This is a genomic window from Kosakonia sp. Marseille-Q7440 (genome assembly GCF_965119485.1).
The window spans coordinates 48,026-67,540 of the sequence record NZ_CBCPLT010000003.1; the positions used below are offsets into that span (position 1 = coordinate 48,026).

Sequence of the window (19,515 nt, forward strand, 5' to 3'; positions counted from 1 at the left end):
TCATTGAGCTAAGCTGGAAAAATGACTAAACAGATAAACGATACCCCCACGCGGGGGCCTTCCGACCATAGTGTCCGTGATCAGGTTGTTGACGCAGCCACTGAGCATTTCGGCCACTACGGCTACGAAAAAACCACGGTCTCCGATCTCGCCAAAGCGATCGGTTTTTCAAAGGCTTATATCTATAAGTTTTTTGATTCTAAACAGGCAATCGGCGAAGTTATCTGCTCAAACCGGCTGGCGATGATCATGGAAATTGTTAATGCTGCGATTGCGGATGCGCCGACAGCTGCTGAGAAAATTCGGCGATTATTCAGAGGATTATCAGAATCCGGCAGCGATTTGTTTTTTCGTGACCGTAAGTTGTACGACATCGCGGCCGTTGCGGCACGTGATAACTGGCCTTCAGCGCAAGCGCATGAGCAACGTCTGCGTCAGCTTATTGAACAGATCATTGTTGAAGGGCGTGAGGCTGGTGAGTTTGAAAGAAAAACTCCCCTTGACGAGACTGCTGATGCGATTTTTATGGTCATGCGACCTTATATCAGCCCGGTGCAGCTGCAATATAATCTGGAAACTGCCCCGGCCGCAGCCGTATTACTGCCCTCCCTGATCCTGAGAAGTTTGTCCCCATGATCGGTGACCATTGACAATATTGGTCACAAGTCTGATTATAGGGTTCCTGTCCTGTCTAATTTATTAAGGGAACCCATGTTCAGGCTCAAACCTGCCACTTTTGCTGTTTGCCTGTTGCCGTTTGCACTTGTGGCCTGCGGCGACGCTTCAGATAACAGTGATCCCCGCAGCCTGCCCCCCCTGGTCAGGTCTGCCGCAGCGATCAACGCAACCCATTCTTCCCGCGCTTTTACAGGGGTGGTGGTTGCACGTATCCAGAGTGACCTTGGTTTCAGGGTACAAGGCAAAATCCTGGAACGTCTCGTTGATACCGGTCAGGCCGTGAAACGAGGCCAGCCGTTAATGCGTCTGGACCCTGTGGATCTGAGCCTGCAGGCTCAGGCTCAGCACCAGGCTGTCGCTGCAGCAAAAGCACGCGCCCGACAGACAGCAGACGACGAATCGCGATATCGCGGTCTGGTCACTACCGGAGCTGTATCGGCATCCGCTTACGATCAGATTAAAGCCGCGGCAGATACGGCCAGGGCTGATCTCAGCGCCGCCCAGGCGCAGGCGAATGTGGCGCAAAACGCCATGAGCTACGCAGTCCTGGTGGCTGATGATGACGGGGTGGTGATGGATACGCTGGCCGAACCTGGTCAGGTGGTCAGTGCCGGACAACCGGTAATCAGGCTTGCCAGAGCCGGGCAGCGTGAGGCGGTCGTCCAGTTACCTGAGACGCTACGTCCGTCCCCAGGAAGCACGGCACAGGCTTCTCTGTACGGCAGCGATAAACAGCCTGTTTCCGCGACACTGCGGTTACTCTCGGATGCCGCCGATCCGTTGACGCGCACGTTCGAGGCACGGTATGTGCTGAACGGCCCGTTGTCTGGTGCCCCACTGGGGTCCACTGTCACCATTCATATTGCGCAGGGCAGAACATCGCAGCCGTTGCTGCAGGTGCCTTTAGCCGCCGTTTTTGATGCGGGTAAAGGCCCGGGTGTCTGGAGCATTTCTGGAAACCCCGCCAGAGTGGCATGGCGTCCAGTACAGGTCGTCAGCCTCGGGGATGATGCGGCAAGCGTGACCGGCAGCCTTAAGCCTGGCGAACAGGTCGTGGCGCTGGGGGCTCATCTGCTGCATGACGGTGAGACAGTCCGGCTGGCGAAGCAGAGCGATGTCAGTGTCGCCGGGAGCCAGCCATGAGTAGTGGACGTTTCAATCTTTCCGCGCTCGCTGTGCGTGAGCGTTCAGTTACGCTGTTTCTTATCCTGTTAATCACCGTTGCCGGCATTCTCTCGTTCCTTGGACTGGGGCGCGCAGAAGACCCACCCTTTACGGTTAAGCAGATGACCATCATTTCCGCCTGGCCCGGAGCCACAGCTCAGGAAATGCAGGACCAGGTGGCCGAACCGCTGGAGAAGCGTCTCCAGGAACTCAAGTGGTATGACCGCACCGAGACCTACACGCGCCCCGGCCTGGCTTTTACCATGCTCTCGTTGCAGGACAGTACTCCACCTTCAGAGGTCCAGGAAGAGTTCTATCAGGCACGTAAAAAACTCAGCGATGAATCAAGGAACCTCCCAGCCGGGGTAATTGGTCCGATGGTCAACGATGAGTTCTCGGATGTCACGTTTGCGCTCTTTGCGCTGAAAGCAAAAGGAGAGCCACAGCGGCTACTGGTTCGTGATGCCGAATCATTACGCCAGCGCTTATTGCATGTACCCGGGGTGAAAAAGGTCAATATTATCGGCGAGCAGGCCGAGCGGATTTTTGTCTCATTTTCTCATGACCGTCTGGCAACACTGGGTATCTCACCGCAGGATATCTTTGCAGCCCTGAACAACCAGAACGTGCTGACGCCTGCCGGTTCAATAAACACTCGTGGTCCGCAGGTTTTTATCCGTCTGGATGGGGCGTTTGACAAGCTGGAGAAAATTCGTGAAACGCCTGTTGTATCACAGGGAAGGACGCTGAAGCTTTCTGATGTCGCGACAGTTGAGCGTGGCTACGAAGATCCGGCGACCTTTATGGTACGTAACCAGAGTGAGCCTGCGCTGTTGCTGGGTATTGTGATGCGTGAGGGCTGGAATGGTCTGGATCTGGGTAAAGCGCTGGATAAGGAAGCCGCCAGCATCAATGCGGATATGCCTCTCGGCATGACCTTTACGAAAGTCACCGATCAGTCCGTTAACATCAGCTCCGCCGTTGATGAGTTCATGATCAAGTTTTTTGTGGCGCTGCTGGTCGTGATGGTGGTCTGCTTTCTCAGCATGGGCTGGCGCGTGGGCGTGGTTGTCGCTGCGGCTGTGCCACTGACACTGGCTGTCGTCTTTGTGATCATGGAAGCGTCAGGTAAAAACTTCGACCGTATTACCCTGGGTTCGCTTATCCTCGCGCTGGGATTACTGGTGGATGATGCGATCATTGCCATTGAAATGATGGTGGTGAAGATGGAAGAGGGTTACGACCGAATAAAAGCCTCGGCGTATGCCTGGAGCCACACCGCCGCGCCTATGCTGGCCGGTACGCTGGTCACGGCCGTCGGCTTTATGCCCAACGGTTTTGCACAATCCACGGCGGGTGAATACACCAGCAATATGTTCTGGATTGTGGGAATTGCCTTAATCGCCTCCTGGGTTGTGGCAGTGGTCTTTACGCCGTATCTCGGGGTGAAAATGCTGCCAGATATCAAAACGGTTGAAGGGGGACATGATGCTATCTACAACACCCGACGCTACAACCGTTTTCGTCAGTTACTGACGCGGGTGATCGCACGAAAATGGCTGGTCGCGGGTTCAGTCGTCGCGGTGTTCACCGTTGCCGTTCTCGGCATGGCACTGGTGAAAAAACAGTTTTTCCCGACGTCTGATCGACCAGAAGTTCTTGTGGAAGTGCAGATGCCGTACGGCACCTCTATTGAACAAACCAGCGCCGCCGTAACGAAAATTGAGGACTGGCTCAGGCACCAGAAAGAGGCAAAAATCGTGACGGCTTATATCGGGCAGGGTTCACCACGTTTCTACCTCGCCATGGCGCCGGAACTGCCCGATCCCTCTTTTGCGAAAATTGTTGTCCTGACCGACAGCCAGGAAGCCCGTGAGGCGCTCAAGTTTCGTCTTCGCCAGGCTGCGGCTGACGGGCTGGCACCGGAGGCACGTGTTCGCGTGACCCAGCTGGTATTTGGCCCGTATTCACCCTATCCGGTTGCCTTTCGTGTGACAGGGCCGGATCCGACGGTTTTACGGGACATTGCAGATAAGGTAAAAACGCTGATGCAGGCCAGTCCGTTGATGAGAACGGTCAACACGGACTGGGGATCACGCGTGCCGACACTTCATTTCAATCTGAATCAGGATCGGCTGCAGGCGGTGGGGCTGACGTCAAACGCGGTGGCCCAGCAGCTTCAGTTCCTGCTTTCGGGCGTACCGGTCACCGCTGTACGTGAAGATATCCGTTCAGTGCAGGTCATGGGACGTGCTGCCGGCGATATCAGGCTTGATCCAGCGAAAATAGCTGACTTTACCCTGGTTGGTTCCGCAGGGCAGCGTATCCCCTTATCGCAGGCTGGCGAGGTCGAAGTGCGCATGGAAGATCCTGTTCTGCGCCGTCGTGATCGGATGCCAACCATTACCGTTCGGGGTGATATTGCTGAATCCCGGCAGCCGCCGGATGTCTCCACTGCAATTATGAAGCAACTGCAGCCCATCATCACAACGCTGCCGGATGGATACCGTATTGATGAAGCTGGCTCGATTGAGGAGTCAGGGAAAGCCACCAAAGCGATGGTACCCTTATTCCCAATCATGATAGCCATGACACTGCTGATTATTATCCTCCAGGTACGCTCGATGTCAGCGATGGTGATGGTCTTTATGACTGCGCCACTGGGACTGGTAGGCGTGGTGCCTACCCTGCTGCTCTTTAACCAGCCTTTTGGCATCAATGCGCTGGTTGGCCTGATTGCTTTGTCAGGAATCCTAATGCGTAACACGCTGATCCTGATCGGCCAGATTCACCATAACGAGCAGGAAGGACTTGCGCCCTTTCATGCAGTCATTGAGGCAACGGTACAACGTTCCAGACCCGTGCTGCTCACGGCGATGGCGGCCATTCTGGCCTTTATCCCGTTAACACATTCGGTGTTCTGGGGAACCCTTGCCTACACCCTGATAGGCGGGACACTGGGTGGGACCATTATTACTCTGGTGTTCCTGCCGGCTATGTATGCCATCTGGTTCCGGATCAAGAGGCCGGATTCAACCTCGTCAACGGAAAAACATTTCAGCTCAGAAGGATTAAAAAATGTCTGAACATAAAGTCGTTCTGATTACCGGTGTTTCATCAGGTATTGGCAGGGCGGCAGCCCTGGCCTTCAAGGCCAGAGGTTGACAGGTATTTGGTACCGTCAGGGATATCAACAGTGTTTTCCCGTTAATATAATATAAAGATGAACCATATAAATGGGTGGCTCCGCCACCCATTTTATTGTCACCCCTAAACCACCTCCTGGGGAGGTGGTGATTGATCCTGTAAGGCTATAGCCTGAAGAATGCCCATGCCGGAATATCTCTGCTTACTCACCACAAGTAAAAGGAGACAGACCGACATGGGGCTTTACAGGAGTTCATCACATGTATATTGGCGTTGCAAATACCACATAGTCTGGACGCCAAAGTATCGATTCAGGATCCTGAAAGATAAGCTGGGCAAGGAACTTTACAGGACAATCTATATTCTCTGCGGAATAAAAGGTTGTGAGGTTCTGGAGTTAAATGTTCAGCCAGATCATGTATATCTGGTAGTGATAGTCCCGCCCAAAATCTCGATATCGACCTTGATGGGGCACCTGAAAGGGCGTAGCGCCATCAGACTCTACAATCGTTTCCCTCATATAAGAAAGAAGTTATGGGGAAACCATTTTTGGTCACGTGGATACTTTGTCGATACGGTAGGGGTAAACGAAGAGATCATCAGACGATATGTGCGGCATCAGGCGAAAACGGAACAAACGCATGAACAGCAGATGGAATTGCTAGAGTAGAAACAGGAAGGTGACAATAGCCCCCCTTACAGGGGACACTCTCGAAAGCCACCTTCTAAGAAGGTGGTCTTTTACTATTCGCTTGGGGCGCCTTCATCCTTTGCTACTTCATGTGATGATTTACCTAATTTAGCAATCTGAGCTTCTATAACCTCAAGATATTTTGCTCTTTTCTGGGATTGAGTCATTGGAGAGCTATCTATTGTATTTAAAATAGCCTGGACTTCTTCACTAACTCCTCGCCCTGTTAAACCATCAAAAATAGTCTTTGCTTGTGTTGACCTGCTCCCCGTAAACCAAAGCAAACTGATGTCAGCAACGTCCACTTTGGCACAAAGCGGACAAGTTACCTGAGTGATAGGTCCGCTATGAGCGAATAGCGGACATTGCAGATTAGCGTAAATAGTTTTTAAGATACGTGCACTGGTAAGTGCTCAAGAAGATCCGTTGTTCATTAGTGTTTACAGACAAAAAAATGAGCCTGCCGGACCGGACAGAGAGACGTTACTCCCGGCCAGGCAATAGATTTCAGAACCACCTGAATGTCATAGCCAGAAATAGAAACAGCATGTGAGAACGGTCATTCGTATAAAGACCCCCCGTCTTTCGGGCGGGTTTTAAACCGACGATGCATCCACAGATATTGCTCAGGAGCACGCAGGATTTCACTTTCGATTATCTTGTTTATATACGTGGCTGCAGCGATTTCATCCCCCTCAGGATAGTCTGATAACACACCGCTGATATACATGTTGTATCCTTTTTTGTCGTTCCGTCGAATCAAGCAAAGAGTGATTAGATCAACACCGGCAAGTTTTGACAGCGCATATGTTCCGTTTGTCGTCGCTGCTTTTTTTACCGAAAAAAACGGTGCGAAAACACTTCCTTTAGAACCATAATCCTGATCAGGTGCAAACCATACCGCCTCACCAGCCCTGAGTGCATGAACAAAACCGGATAAATTACGTCGGTTTATCATAGCTTTATTCGACCGCATCCGCCCTTTAGTCTGGATCCATTCCATCAGAGCATTATTGTGCGGGCGATACGTAGCCATCATAGGATGACATAGCCCCATAGCCCTTCCGCACAATTCAAGAGACATGAAATGAATTCCAACAACCATTACGCCTCGTGTTATATTGGTCAGGTTTTCTATTCCTTCTACATCAAACCATTTTTTGATTCTGGCATCACTCCAGAACCAGGCCATGCCTGTTTCCATCAGCCCCATCCCGAGAGAAACGAAGTTTTTAGTGACCATCTGGCTTCGGGCAAATGGTGTCATGTCGGGAAAGCAGAGTTCAATATTTCTGATCGCAATACCTTCCCGGCGTTTCATAAAGGGCCTGGATAATTTTCCAAGGCCAGCGCCAAGAATATGTAACACAGGATAAGGAAGCTGAACGATAAGCCAGAGCAGGCCCAAGCCAGTCCAGATAAGCCAGTAGCGGGGATAGAGAAATTTCTTGGTAAAGGGTTGCAGCATGAATTTCCTTAAAGCAAATGAAAGTTTTACGCATAAGGAAAAAACCATTAAATATTTTATCTTTAGCGAGACACAGCATTTAGACAACTCAGTCAGGAGAAAATTCAGAAAATAACTGCTTTGAGTTTTAGATATATATTTTGAATCATTACATCAGATATTAAAAATTACGTTTTATGACTTATGATACAATACCCTTCCATGAGAAATTTATAATGAAATCAGAAGACACCCTTGACTGGTACCCGGCACAGCTTCCTCCAGTAAAAATTATTCTTGGTGAAGCTGTGCTTGCTGTGGGTAAGCAGGGCCGACCGATCAATACCCGAACCTTACTCGAATACCTTCAGGTCATGCAGGACAAGCAAAAACGGCGGGATGATAAAGTCGCCATGCAGACCGCGATTGATGTTCTCAGGGATAACCAGCGTATTAACGGCAGACGTTAATACGCGTATGGAACCAGTATCAGTTCTGAATGATCTCCACCGTATGGTTTTTCCCGTCATCCTGTAGTGGTATTCTGTCATCGGGAAGAAGAATGCCATTAAGTGTAACCCGGTATTCTCCCTCGCCGCGTAAGATACTTATCTGATAATGACTATCGCCATACTGATATGCCATAGAGAAAGAAGTCCACTCATCCGGGAGCAGGGCATGGACAGTAAAGGCATTGCCAAAGCGTTTTACCCCCAGTAATTCTTCGGTAAGCAGACGCCAGGCCCAGCCTGCGGAACCGGTATACCAGCTCCATCCTGCCCGGCCAGTATGCGGAGCAACGCTGTAAACATCAGCGCTCATGACATAAGGTTCTGCCTTATAAACCGCAACCTCTTTTGTATTCGACGTGTGGTTTATCGGGTTGAGCATCGACCAGAGTTGCCAGGCCCGTTGAGCATTCCCCATTCGGGCAAATGCCATCACTGCCCAGATGGCGCCATGTGTATACTGTCCCCCGTTTTCCCTAACTCCGGGCAGATACCCCTGAATATAACCCGGGTTAGGGCCGTGTCCATCGAAAGGGGGTGCCAAAAGTTTTATCAATCCACCTTCTTTATCCACAAGATGCTTATCCAGTGCCTGCATGGCCTGTGCTCGCCGTTCCCTGCCTGAAGCTCCCGACAGTACAGACCAGCTCTGCGCAATCGCATCAATCCGGCAGTCCTGCGAGGCTTTCGAGCCAAGGGGAGTACCATCGTCAAAATACCCGCGCCGGTACCATTCACCATCCCAGGCATGGGTTTCGAGGTTGTTTTGCAGGAGCAGGGCTTGCGAGCGACACATCGAGGCCATATTGTCATCGTGCCTGCTTTCCGCCAGTGCCGAAAACCGGGTCAGGATGTCATAGAGGAAGAAGCCCAGCCAGACGCTTTCTCCTTTACCTTCAATACCAACCTGATTCATCCCGTCATTCCAGTCGCCTGCCCCCATAAGCGGCAGCCCATGCTCTCCAAAATTCAGCCCATGCTCCACAGCTTTTACGCAGTGCAACCAGAGCGTATCTTCAGTGTCACTGATGGCAGGCGTGTAATAGACAGACTCCTCACCAGTCTGTAGTGTCCGCCCCTCCAGATAAGGGATGCATATTTCCAGAATATCTTTATCCCCCGTTGTTTCCACATAGTGGCAGACAGCAAGCGGAAGCCACAGGTAGTCGTCAGAACAGCTCGTACGTACACCATTGCCATGAGGTGGGTGCCACCAGTGCTGTACATCTCCCTCAGTAAACTGCCGTGATGCGCACAGTATTATCTGTTCACGCATACGGTTCGGATCGACATGACTCAGGGCCATCGTATCCTGCAGCTGATCGCGAAAACCAAACGCACCTCCTGACTGATAGTAACCACTGCGGGCCATAAGCCGGCAGGCTACTGTCTGATATAACAGCCAGCCATTGACAAGCAAGTTCACAGAGGTGTCGGGCGTATTAACCACGATTTTATCTAGCACGTTATGCCAGTGGGTGTGAACCCGGTTCAGCTCCTGGCGGACCGTATCCTCATTCAGGTAACGGACAAGCGTTTCCTGAGCGCTGGCATGATTCTCAGCTGTACCGAGTACAAAAATAAACGTCCTGTGATCCCCGTCAATTAGTGTGACGGCGGACTGTACAGCTCCGCACGGATCGAGGCCAGCTCCCGTTTTACCTGAAAGTCTGTGCAGTTTCATAGCAGAGGGTTCCTGCAGGGAAGCATTACGACCAATAAATTCGCGGCGGTCACCCGTTAGAGAGCAATGGTTACCGCTTACGGCAAAAAATGCAGTGCGTTCGCTACCATTATCACCGTAAAAGTTGTTAGCCAGCACTGCACACCCCCCATGAATACTGGACGCATGTGTCACAACATGAAGGGCTGAGCGGGTTCGGGATTCCCCGAGCGTCCACTCCACATAGCCAGTAACGGAAATTTTACGTGTTCGCCCTGAATTATTACTGAGCGTCAGAAGTGCCAGTTTGACAGGTGCCTCTTCGGCGACCAGGACCGTCAGCTCACTGTCGATTCCACTTTCTCTGTGAGCAAAGACACTATAGCCAAAACCATGTCGGGTCAGGTATTCACCGTGGCCTCGAACAGGGAGCGCCGTCGGTGACCAGTACTGACCGCTCTCTTCATCGCGCAGGTAAAACGCTTCGCCGCTGCGATCGCTCACTGAATCGTTCTCCCAGGGTGTTAGCCGGTATTCATGCGCATTTTCATACCAGGTGTAAGCCTGTCCGGCATCGGAAATTACGGTACCAAAACGAGAATTTGCCAGTACATTCGACCACGGCGCCGGTGTCATATTATTTTCCCGCAGGACAATCTGATACTCGCGACCGTCCTGAGAAAATCCACCATACCCGTTGAAATGACGCAACAGATGGGTTTCTGGCGTCCAGTCAGTGTGTTGATTACTTCCCGGTTCTTTATAAGGAATGATTGCTCTGGTACGAGGTTTTGAGGTCTGTATACGCTGGTTAAGCTGCTCATTAATATTCCCCGCACGGTCATCAAGATAAAGGCAGGCCACGCTCAACAGAAGTTGCTTATCCTCAGCGGAGAGATGCTCACCATTACGGACAAAAAGCCCTCCCGTTTTATCCAACAGACTGGCTTCGGAGCCGGCATAAATTAAATCCAGAATCTGATTCTGTAAGCCCTGCTGGTAGCCCCCGGGACTGTCATTCATGATAACCATATCCACTTCCAGCCCTTTCTGTCTCCAGTACCGGTGTGCCTGAATCAGTGTGGTAACAGAGGTGATACCAGCCTCGCTGGTAATACGGAGCAGCACTACAGGCAGATCACCAGAAATTCCCCAGCCCCACAGGCCGGACTGACCGCGCCTGTTACGGCTGATGACCTTACTTTCGGCACGCAACTCCGGACTGGGGTAAAGCACTGCGCTCGCAAGACGATTAAACAAAGTGGCATCATCTTCACTGGCGTTCATCTGGCGCAGGACCGCCAGACTATGAGACCAGGCCAGCTCAAACATACGATCCGCAATATGGTAATCACGATACTTTTCCAGCAACGCCAGACTTTTCTGGCGGCTTTCGCTGATGCCATAAATGATATCGATCGTGACCGGCTGGCCTGGCAGCAGAATAATGGCATGGCGTATGGCCAGTACCGGATCCAACACAGATCCTGAGGTGTTGCTGAGCTCCCCTCCTTCCTCAATGGCAAGGGCATCTGCAGGGGTTCTGCCACGCCCAAGGAATTTAGCCCTGTCCGTTTCGAACGAGACGGATTTACGGTTATCGCCACGCAACACCATCATGTGAAACAGACAGGGAATTGGTTCATCTGGCGAGCGAGGGCGACGGTGGCAAAGGATGGCATCCCGCTCAGGCTCCAGCTCAGTCTGAATAAACAGGTTGCTGAAAGCCGGGTGCGCCAGATCGCTTGCATCGGGTGCCAGTACTACTTCAGCATAGGTTGTCAGCTCAAGTGTGCGGGGATGACGGCCATGATGAGTCAGTGTGAGTCGCCGCAGTTCAATGTCATCCTCCGGCGAAATCACGATCTGAGTTTTAACACTAAGTCCGCTGAAAGTACGTCTGAATTCAGCGCCTGCGTCAGTAAATATCACTTCTTCGATTTGTTCGGTAGTGTTTCCCGTGGGGTGCCACGTATTGCTCCATACGTCGCCAGTCTGCGTATCACGGATAAAACAGAATGCCCCCCAGTTGTCGCGGGTGGTATCACTGCGCCAGCGCGTAAGAGCAATATCATTCCAGCGGCTGTAGCCTCCTCCACCCGCAGTCACCATCAGATGATAATGTCCGTTGGAAAGTAGCTGAATATCCGGGGCCAGCGAGTCCACACCATTGAAAATCCGGGGCTCATGGCGAACGGGGCTGATCCTCCCCTCATGAGATTCAAAATGACGGCGGGGACTGTAGAGGTCGATAGCATCCGGTGCCCGCTCCTGTAACAGCAGGCTCGCAGACCGGAATACCTTACTGGACATGAATCTCTCAGTCATGGGAGCGTCAAGCAGCACGTCAGCCAGTGCCAGAAACGCCATACCCTGGTGATGTGCCATCCATGACTGTACTACCGCATACAATTGCCCGCTTGTGAGACGTGAGGGGGTATAGTCCAGGGCCTCATAAAAACCATATTCGCCATGTGCTCCATTTTTTTCCAGCCTGAACAAATTTCTGCAGGCTTCCTGAGGCGAGATCATTAATGCAAGCAGAGTGGCGTAAGGGGCGACAACCATGTCATCGGCAAGCCCCCGGCGAAGACCAAGTCCAGGCACACCAAATGCCTGGTACTGATAATTATGCTGAACATCAAAAGCATAATAGCCGGACTCCGATACGCCCCATGGCACACCGCGTTCTTTTCCCCAGTCAACCTGGCGCATGACTGCAGATCGACTCATCTCATCGAGCAGACTACCAGGCCAGGAGGGCATTACAAGATTTGGCATCAGGTATTCAAACATAGAACCGCTCCATGACATCAGGGCAGTTTTATTATCAATCGTGGTAAACAGCCGCCCCAGAGCGTACCAGCTTTTAAGCGGCAACTGATTAGTTGCGATGGACAGAAAACTGGTCAGGCGAATTTCAGATGGCAGCAGATCGTAATGACTTTTGTCGGGTGTATTCGTATCACAGTTATAACCGACCCTGAGCAGGCTGGTTGCTTCATTGTATAGAAAGGCGAAATCCATCCGTGAATGGTCATCCAGTCGCTGTTCAAGCTCGGTGATAATATTCAGTCTCATCCGGGCCAGCAGCGTCGTTGATGCAGGGGGGCTTCCTTTACCGTTAAAGGTCGCGTTGGCAAGCCAGCCCAGAGTAGGGAGTGTCTGTTTGTTCCAGGAGGCTGGTAACCAGCTGAGCAGAAACGACCATTCGTGGCAAAACTGTACCAGCTGATGTTCCAGATGTCCTGCCCAGCGCTGCTGGAGTGGATTTCCCTGGTGACTTTGTGTTACCAGGTTCTTGCAATGGATGCGCATCTTTTTCAGCTCGCTGAAAAACACATGTGCGGGAAGCGACTCGGCGATCAGGCAGTGTTTTCGTAACAATGGAAGACTCGAGGGCGGACTCTGGCTCCACTGTTTATCGAGAATATCCAGTGTATCGTTCAGCCCGGCAAGTATCTGTTGGGTATTTAAAACAGGCTGATGACGCATCGCAGACAGTCCTTCACGCAGCGTCAACAAGTGACCCGCCATGTTACCGCTGTCAACGCTCGAAATATAACGTGGGCTGAGAGGGGCCAGCGTCAGGGTGTCATACCAGTTGTAAAGATGGCCACGGTAGTGTTCCAGTTTATCCAGCGTATCGAGCGTGAGCGACACGCGCCGAAGCACCTCTCCCCCGGGCAGATAACCAAAGTCCCATGCCGTGAGGTTAGCCATCAGGGAAAGGCCGATATTGGTAGGCGAAGTGCGGTGAGCAGTAGTCGGTTGCGGTTTTTCCTGGTAATTATCAGGTGGAAGCCAGTTCTCTTTCTCAGTGGCAAAAGTCTCAAAAAATGCCCAGATTTCACGACTCGTCTGGCGCAACAGTTTTTTTTGTTTTTCATTTGGTGAAAATACCTTACGTACTGGCTGCCGGCTCAGCCAGTACATCAACAGCGGGGCCAGGCACCATAACAGCGTGATCAGAGAAGCAACCGGCAGCAACTGAGGTGAAAATTTTGCGGTCAGAAGTGTGAGTGCAAGGGCACATACAACATTCAGCCACATTGCCTGATAAAAACGAGCAACAGAGGATCTGCCCAGATTGTTATCTGGGTTGTGGCTAACCCACTGGCTCAGATTGCGTTTGCTGATGCTCAGACGCCACAAGGTCACAACAATTGCTTTTAAAGAATATCCGGCTTCATGCGGTAGTATCGCCAGATTGAGTCCTGTCCCTGAAAGGCGCCTTAATGCCCCTTCCCCTACCAGTAACAAATGCTTTTTAAAGTGGCGACGAAGCGGTTTATGCAGAAGGGCATGCATGATGGCGAGCATGGCAGGCAGCAGCCAGATAAGCGATAGTGTACCAAGCCAGTAATACGGATTGGGTGCCCAAAGCATGGCGAAAAACAGCAAAAAAAGTAAAGAAGGAGTAACCAGACTGCGACGCAAATTATCGACAAGTTTCCAGTAAGAAAGTGCGGACAACGGGTTTTTATCATGGCTTCCATTTGCTTTTCTGACGCGAGGCCTCAGCCAGTTAAGCAGTTGCCAGTCTCCCCGTATCCAGCGTGAGCGACGTGCGACATCTGAAAGATAATTATTGGGGTACTGCTCGTAAAGCAAGATCTCACTCAATAGTCCAGAGCGTGCATAACACCCTTCAAGTAAATCATGACTGAGAACCAGATTTTCAGGACAGGCGTTAATGGTGGCCTGAACAAAGATATCGACATCATAAATACCCTTACCCACGAACGAGCCCTCTCCAAAGAGATCCTGATAAATGTCTGAAGACATCATCGAATAGGGATTACTGCCAGGTACGCTGCTGCGCATCGCAGCATAACGCCCCTGCCCGTTACGAGGTATCTCTTCCGCAAGGCCGGGTTGCAAAATGCCGAAACCTCTGACAACCCGCTGAAGAACCGGATCGTACTCTGGCTTATTGAGCGGATGTGCCATTGTGGCAACCAGTTTGTGCGCGGTATCGCGCGGCAGTACCGTATCACTGTCCAGTGTGATGACGTATTTAACATGGCCTGGTAAAAGATGGGCTGGCATGCCCGCAACACTAATGAACTGTGTCCCGGGACGGCGCAACCACCTGTTAAGCAATGCCAGTTTTCCCCGTTTGCGTTCATATCCCATCCATATTCCTTCAGCCGGATTCCATTCAGGCTGTCGGTGTAGCAGATAAAATCTTGGGCGGCTGGAAGGATAACGCCTGTTAAGCGCCGCCGTATCGTCTATGGCCTGCCTGAGAAGAGCATTACTTTCAGGTGTTGATTCATTTGCTGAATCAGCGAAATCGGTCAGCAAAGCAAAACGAAGGTATTCGTTTTGATTTCCCAGCCAGCAGACTTCAAGACTTGAGAGGAGCGTACTGAGGCTTTCCTGACTCGTCAGCATGCATGGGATCACAATCATGGTTGCACTGTCAGCCGGAATACCGGATGAAAAGTCCATTGCGGGTAATGGACGCGGAAGGCGGAAACGGGTGGTTGCATCACTCAACAAATCACTCATTAACTGGGTCAGCGCGATAATGAGAGGTAATATCACAGCGATCAAGAGCCAGTCTGCGCCCTGCAGGAACGTTGCGTGTAAAATTTCCGCAGCCGTTGCGGTAGTTAACAATGCCAGGCTTCCAAGCCATGAAAGCAGGGTAATTCTGTTAAAACTGTGACGAAGACGTATGAGCTTCGAGGTTTTAGCCAACAGATGAAGCTCCAGCTGCTGCCGGCCTTCGCCTGCCAGAAAAAAGCCAACGTGATGCTCCAGTGTATCCGGTGCTGTTTCCGCTGAAAGCGCAAGCACAATGGTCGCGACCTCCGGCTCACTGAAGTCGCTGTGTCTCGCAAGAATTTCAATAATATGGCGATAATGGTCCCGGGTATCGAAATGCATCCTTGGATAGATACCGGCGGGATCATTGCGCAGCATCTGTTCGACGACGCTTATCGTTTCCGCAAAATCGGCCCAGTCCGTTTCGCTCAATAATCGCAGCCCTGCGATACTGTTACTGACGGACAATTGACTGGCAGCAAGTTGTTGATTGAAGCTTTGTATAAGCGAGTCACTTGTTATCCCCTGTTCCGCAAGGCACTGGTCAACCCAGGTCAGAGGTAAGGAAAGCACGTTTCCATGTCCCTGCAGGCGCCGAACAAGTTCTGCAACAAATGCACTGGTCATCGGTGGCCGGGAGCGCGCCATATCGGCAATTACCGTAATCAAATCAGCAGGCTTATTCTCAGCACATTCGAAAATTTTAGTAATCCATGCACCTGCAAGGTTACGTTCACGCTGAGCCTTTATCACATCCATGCTGATACGACGAACATTTTCGATCAGAGCCAGTCGCAGCATTCCCGGCAATGCCCAGACCTCGCCTAATGTCAACGGAGTCACCTGCTGATAGGCCTTGAGATAACTGGTCAGGCTGGCTACGTCCCAGTGACCATCACCATGAGCAATGGCCTCTGAGGCAATATTATAAATTCGTGGGCAACTGAGGGGTGACATCAACGAGGGAAGGCCTTTACCAAAACTTTTCGGCAAATGCTGGCGGACAGTTCGGATTTGCTCTTCAATCAGGTAGTAATTGTCAAGCAGCCATTCCCCTGCGGGTATAACGCTCGTTTTTATCCCGGCATTAAGCTCGTAGCAGTTTTGTGTGATGACGGCTTCGTTGTCCGCGAGTCGTTTCAGAAGGTAATATGGAAGTTTATGGGGGGATAAATTATGCGTATGTGCCAGTACCTTTCCATAGCGCTCCATCTGAGCGGTCGAAAAAAGTTCTGATCGCAGACTGGATTCATCGGCGGCATAGTTCGCCGGAAAGGTAACGTATCCGGCGACTTGTGCCGGAAGCGGGGAGCGGTTAAACCACGTCCTGGGATTCATTTTCATAGAGTTGCTCTGATGCGACGTTAGCGCGCAGGAGCAGTTGTGAAATCAGTTCAGAAACGTTCTCTCAGGATGGCGTGAGGCATCAGGGATTCAACAGCTGCTGGAATGTGATTTAAGTCCGGGAACACCGAGCTAATGGGCGAATGAGTGCAAGGATTAAGGCGACGAGACAAACAGCGCCTTGCATCCCGGGCACAGCATTGCTTGATTACGGCGAACTTTCGCGAGAGATTGAGATGACCGGAAGCCACAGACGGGGCAGATGACAGGGGTCATCGATGCACCACTGATGAATTTCATTGCGTAATCAATAATAGACATTCTGATTAACCTTTCAATGAAGGAGCTTCAGCTTATCATGCCTGATTAAAAATTGAACGCTTAATTTTTATTCATCAGTTTTAATCTACAAAAGGGAGAAAACAAGGGGAGCTACTTTTAGACGACTTTTATGGGGAAAAAGGGTGAATGAAACCAATCAGACCCTCTAATTGTATGATATTCATGCTAAGTAAATATTCGCTGCAACAGGACCACTAAGGCAATTGATACGACAAAACTCAATACGTAGCCCGGGAATGAGCTGATTTGTTTCGCCGCAACTAACAGCAGAAATATGAAGCAAAACATCTTTTCGGCCATCTGATGGGATGATGAGACCTTTACCACTAAGAATGTCAAAACTTTTGACAATTCCAGTCATTTTACGCGACAAATTAATTCCTTTTTTTAAATTCGCAACAACCATACGCTGAAAAAAACCTTAAATCCACCTTTAATTCATTCCTGCAAGCATTTCTATGTTTTAAAAATAGAAATTGCTAATTATTACGCGCCATGTGTTAATGACCTCCATCGAGACGAAGTATCAAACATAACAGCGGGCAGCAAACATTATTAAGGACAACTGCTGGTATCTTTTGATAATCCTGAGGTTAGTGGTACTCGTTTACTATCAACTTTATATCATTTACGAGGAGTCAGTATGTCATTACGAAGTAAAGGCCTGGTAAAGTGGTTTAACGAAAAAAAAGGCTTTGGTTTCATTTCTCCTCTCGATGGCGGGAAGGATGTACCCGTACATTTTTCTGCTCTTCTTGGTGATAACTTTAAGACACTTTTTGAAGGACAAAAAGTTGAATTCGCTATCCAGCACGGAGAAAAAGGGCTGACTGCCGCCAGTGTAACGCTTTGCGATAAATAAATATTCCCGAGCCGGCGGCAGCGACTAAAATTTACTGCTGAGAAGACAGAGTAACAAAATCATTCTGTGGAACACGATAATATTCATCATATCTTGTCGGCGTATATTTTGATTACAGCCTTACACGATTTTTTCATTTTATTGACTCAGGTCTGATGACTCTCATGGTGGCAATACCTCCACTTTCACTTTACATAAGCTGATAACCGAAATGCATATTACGCCAACCGGAGTTTTATCGCCCTACACCGTACTATGCGAATCTCATCACTTCCTCAATAACACCTTCCCGAAAATGTTCATCGCCAGACATAACAGCGTTGCCCTTATGGGCTTGGCCTGCTCCCCGCAGATTAGTACATCCCGATTTTAGCAACGTCCGCTTTTGGCACAAAGCGGACATTTGTATTATGCAATGTATGCCATAAGCGTAAGCAGAGATCATACTGGCAGATACCGGGCTCGCATTGTCGTGGAAAGGTGAAGCGTGTGCATCCCACCCCAGGCGCTATATAGCTTTTAAGAGAGCTGAACTTCATCTTTACAGAAGTGTTTACTTCTGCCTGTTAAGACCGGTCACGTTTCAACCGACTGTCAAATCTGAAGGGAATTTCTTCTGACTTTTTTATGACCCTGTAATAATCCGGGTGTTCAGGATTCAATAAATAGTTAAATTCAACGGGTGATAATGCACTGGGAACGCGCAGCGCTATTGAGGAACCAGTAAAGCACCAGGCATCTCCATATGCTGCAAGTTCTGGCGGCGCTTCTTCATCTGCCCAGTTATCCGGCAGTTCATCCATATTGGCTTTCTGAATCTGGACGTCTGGCACATCAATACGCAGTAACGTGAAGTAATCCATGATATGTGTTGCGCGCAGATGTACCAGCGTTTCCAGCATAGTCAGCGATGCTGCCTCTGACACATAAACCATTGCAGTACCAACATTGTTCCAACGGCCTCCGGCCTCTTTAGCTCCGTATCCCGTCCAGGCTGTAGAAAGATACTTTGTTTTTGTTAGCCGATAGAGAATCAAGAGTACACCCCATGTTCCAGACGGGTGATCAGCTTCATGACTTCATAAGCCCCGGTTTCGGATGCCATGAGTTCAGCAGGCACTTTCCAGCCCAGGGCACGGTTTGGTTCCTTCAGCCACTTCTGGGCTTCCTCCTTGTCCCCTTCAAACAGCTCCACCGCCCGATCAATGACACGGATGATGCGAACCAGTCGTTCGCTCTGGTCGGGACTGAATCGCGCTTTTAAACTGCGACCAAACGTCGTGGGTGGTATGCCTGACATTTTGCGCAGGTCATTTTGGGACATTTTTGCCCAGTCAACGATCAGGGTAGCGACTTTGCCATCCAGGCCTTCATTAATCTGGCCCACCAACGCAACACCGTCAGATGTATTTAACCCCGCCACCTGCCATAAACGCGGTGGTTTGGCCTGAGTCGTGGATAAGTTGAATGTTTTCACGATTACCCTCCATTTGGATATCTAAGTATATCCAAATGGTTTCTTTGGGGCAAATAACAACTTCTGATAGTTGTGGAAGTGATTTATCCGCTGATCACAAGTATTTTAGTCATTACACATCCTACGTACAATGCGCAGCTATCGCACCCGATATATCTTCCGGAGAACAACGTGGACGATAAAAATGCATACAAAGAGTTGCAGCATTACTACCTGATGAAATTCAGGAAATGCGCATCAGAAGACACGCTGGAAAGGGTGTTTGAGCGTTTGCGGGATAAACTGTCGGGGCATGAACTGGACGCAATGATGAGTGCGTCTGATCACCGCAGAGCAGAACTAAGACACAAGCAGCTGTGGGATAAAGTCCCGGCCAGTGCCTGGAGAAATCTTTGAACCAGTTATGTTAACTGTATGTTAATGGCTTAATCTCTTCCACTTGCTTCAAAATGATTTTTTTACCATAAGTCTGCTGTGAAAAATTGCTACTTCTGGTCAGTAACATCACGGAAAAGTGATGTTACGAGAGGCAAATGCGCCCATTTTTGTGATTCTTTTGAGAAACAATCAGCACTCGATCAAAATTTCATTTTTTTTTCAAATTATTGACAACCTCGGCAAGCCTTATGCGACGA

At 50.2% G+C, this 19,515-nt stretch carries 14 protein-coding genes; 7 read left to right on the forward strand and 7 right to left on the reverse strand.

Going from position 1 to position 19,515, the window contains the following annotated elements:
- Window positions 1–21: 21 nt before the first annotated feature.
- From ACWPW2_RS21575 to tnpA, 4 genes are all read left to right on the forward strand, one after another.
- On the forward strand, window positions 22–636 hold the full coding sequence (locus ACWPW2_RS21575; protein ID WP_454125359.1) for a TetR/AcrR family transcriptional regulator: 615 nt from the start codon (window positions 22–24) through the stop codon (window positions 634–636).
- Between the two features lie 75 nt (window positions 637–711).
- On the forward strand, window positions 712–1,821 hold the full coding sequence (locus ACWPW2_RS21580; RefSeq protein WP_182270618.1) for an efflux RND transporter periplasmic adaptor subunit: 1,110 nt from the start codon (window positions 712–714) through the stop codon (window positions 1,819–1,821).
- Window positions 1,818–4,928 carry an efflux RND transporter permease subunit gene (locus ACWPW2_RS21585; RefSeq protein WP_454125361.1) on the forward strand — a complete coding sequence of 1,037 codons (3,111 nt, stop codon included), beginning with the start codon at window positions 1,818–1,820 and terminating at the stop codon, window positions 4,926–4,928. The genes ACWPW2_RS21580 and ACWPW2_RS21585 overlap by 4 nt, the downstream gene beginning before the upstream one ends.
- A 296-nt stretch (window positions 4,929–5,224) precedes the next feature.
- On the forward strand, window positions 5,225–5,659 hold the full coding sequence (gene tnpA / locus ACWPW2_RS21590; RefSeq protein WP_429218117.1) for an IS200/IS605 family transposase: 435 nt from the start codon (window positions 5,225–5,227) through the stop codon (window positions 5,657–5,659).
- Window positions 5,660–5,733: 74 nt separating this feature from the next.
- Here the strand turns inward: tnpA and ACWPW2_RS21595 are convergent, their stop codons facing one another.
- A complete protein-coding gene (locus tag ACWPW2_RS21595; RefSeq protein ID WP_429218067.1) occupies window positions 5,734–5,985 on the reverse strand; it encodes a hypothetical protein in 252 nt (83 codons plus the stop codon).
- 254 nt (window positions 5,986–6,239) lie between these two features.
- The gene (gene lpxP, locus ACWPW2_RS21600) at window positions 6,240–7,148 is read right to left on the reverse strand and encodes a kdo(2)-lipid IV(A) palmitoleoyltransferase (RefSeq protein ID WP_102891560.1); all 909 of its coding nucleotides are present in this window, start codon (window positions 7,146–7,148) and stop codon (window positions 6,240–6,242) included.
- 215 nt (window positions 7,149–7,363) lie between these two features.
- On the opposite strand from lpxP, the gene ACWPW2_RS21605 reads away from it, so the two are divergent.
- Entirely contained in the window at window positions 7,364–7,597 is a 234-nt protein-coding gene (locus tag ACWPW2_RS21605; RefSeq protein WP_102891561.1) for a hypothetical protein, read from the forward strand.
- A 19-nt stretch (window positions 7,598–7,616) separates the two neighbouring features.
- Here the strand turns inward: ACWPW2_RS21605 and ACWPW2_RS21610 are convergent, their stop codons facing one another.
- The 3 genes from ACWPW2_RS21610 to cspF form a co-directional block, all read right to left on the reverse strand.
- Window positions 7,617–16,199 (reverse strand): GH36-type glycosyl hydrolase domain-containing protein, encoded by an 8,583-nt coding sequence (locus ACWPW2_RS21610; protein WP_454125364.1) that lies wholly within the window; start codon window positions 16,197–16,199, stop codon window positions 7,617–7,619.
- A 156-nt stretch (window positions 16,200–16,355) separates the two neighbouring features.
- Complete coding sequence (locus tag ACWPW2_RS21615) at window positions 16,356–16,520, reverse strand: YnfU family zinc-binding protein (protein WP_219846329.1); 165 nt, start codon at window positions 16,518–16,520, stop codon at window positions 16,356–16,358.
- Between the two features lie 181 nt (window positions 16,521–16,701).
- The gene (gene cspF, locus ACWPW2_RS21620; RefSeq protein WP_139967018.1) at window positions 16,702–16,914 is read right to left on the reverse strand and encodes a cold shock-like protein CspF; all 213 of its coding nucleotides are present in this window, start codon (window positions 16,912–16,914) and stop codon (window positions 16,702–16,704) included.
- A gap of 270 nt (window positions 16,915–17,184) precedes the next feature.
- Between cspF and ACWPW2_RS21625 the strand changes: the two genes are divergently transcribed.
- Entirely contained in the window at window positions 17,185–17,403 is a 219-nt protein-coding gene (locus ACWPW2_RS21625; protein ID WP_139966980.1) for a cold shock domain-containing protein, read from the forward strand.
- A gap of 566 nt (window positions 17,404–17,969) precedes the next feature.
- Here ACWPW2_RS21625 and ACWPW2_RS21630 read toward each other — a convergent pair.
- Window positions 17,970–18,440: an RES family NAD+ phosphorylase gene (locus tag ACWPW2_RS21630; protein ID WP_429218061.1), complete on the reverse strand. Its 471-nt coding sequence runs from the start codon at window positions 18,438–18,440 to the stop codon at window positions 17,970–17,972.
- Window positions 18,437–18,880, reverse strand: a complete 444-nt coding sequence (gene parS, locus ACWPW2_RS21635) for a type II RES/Xre toxin-antitoxin system antitoxin (RefSeq protein WP_429218060.1) — start codon at window positions 18,878–18,880, stop codon at window positions 18,437–18,439. The genes ACWPW2_RS21630 and parS overlap by 4 nt, the downstream gene beginning before the upstream one ends.
- A 171-nt stretch (window positions 18,881–19,051) precedes the next feature.
- Here parS and ACWPW2_RS21640 point away from each other — a divergent pair, with 171 nt between their 5' ends.
- On the forward strand, window positions 19,052–19,276 hold the full coding sequence (locus ACWPW2_RS21640) for an Hha/YmoA family nucleoid-associated regulatory protein (RefSeq protein WP_429218058.1): 225 nt from the start codon (window positions 19,052–19,054) through the stop codon (window positions 19,274–19,276).
- Window positions 19,277–19,515 lie beyond the last annotated feature (239 nt).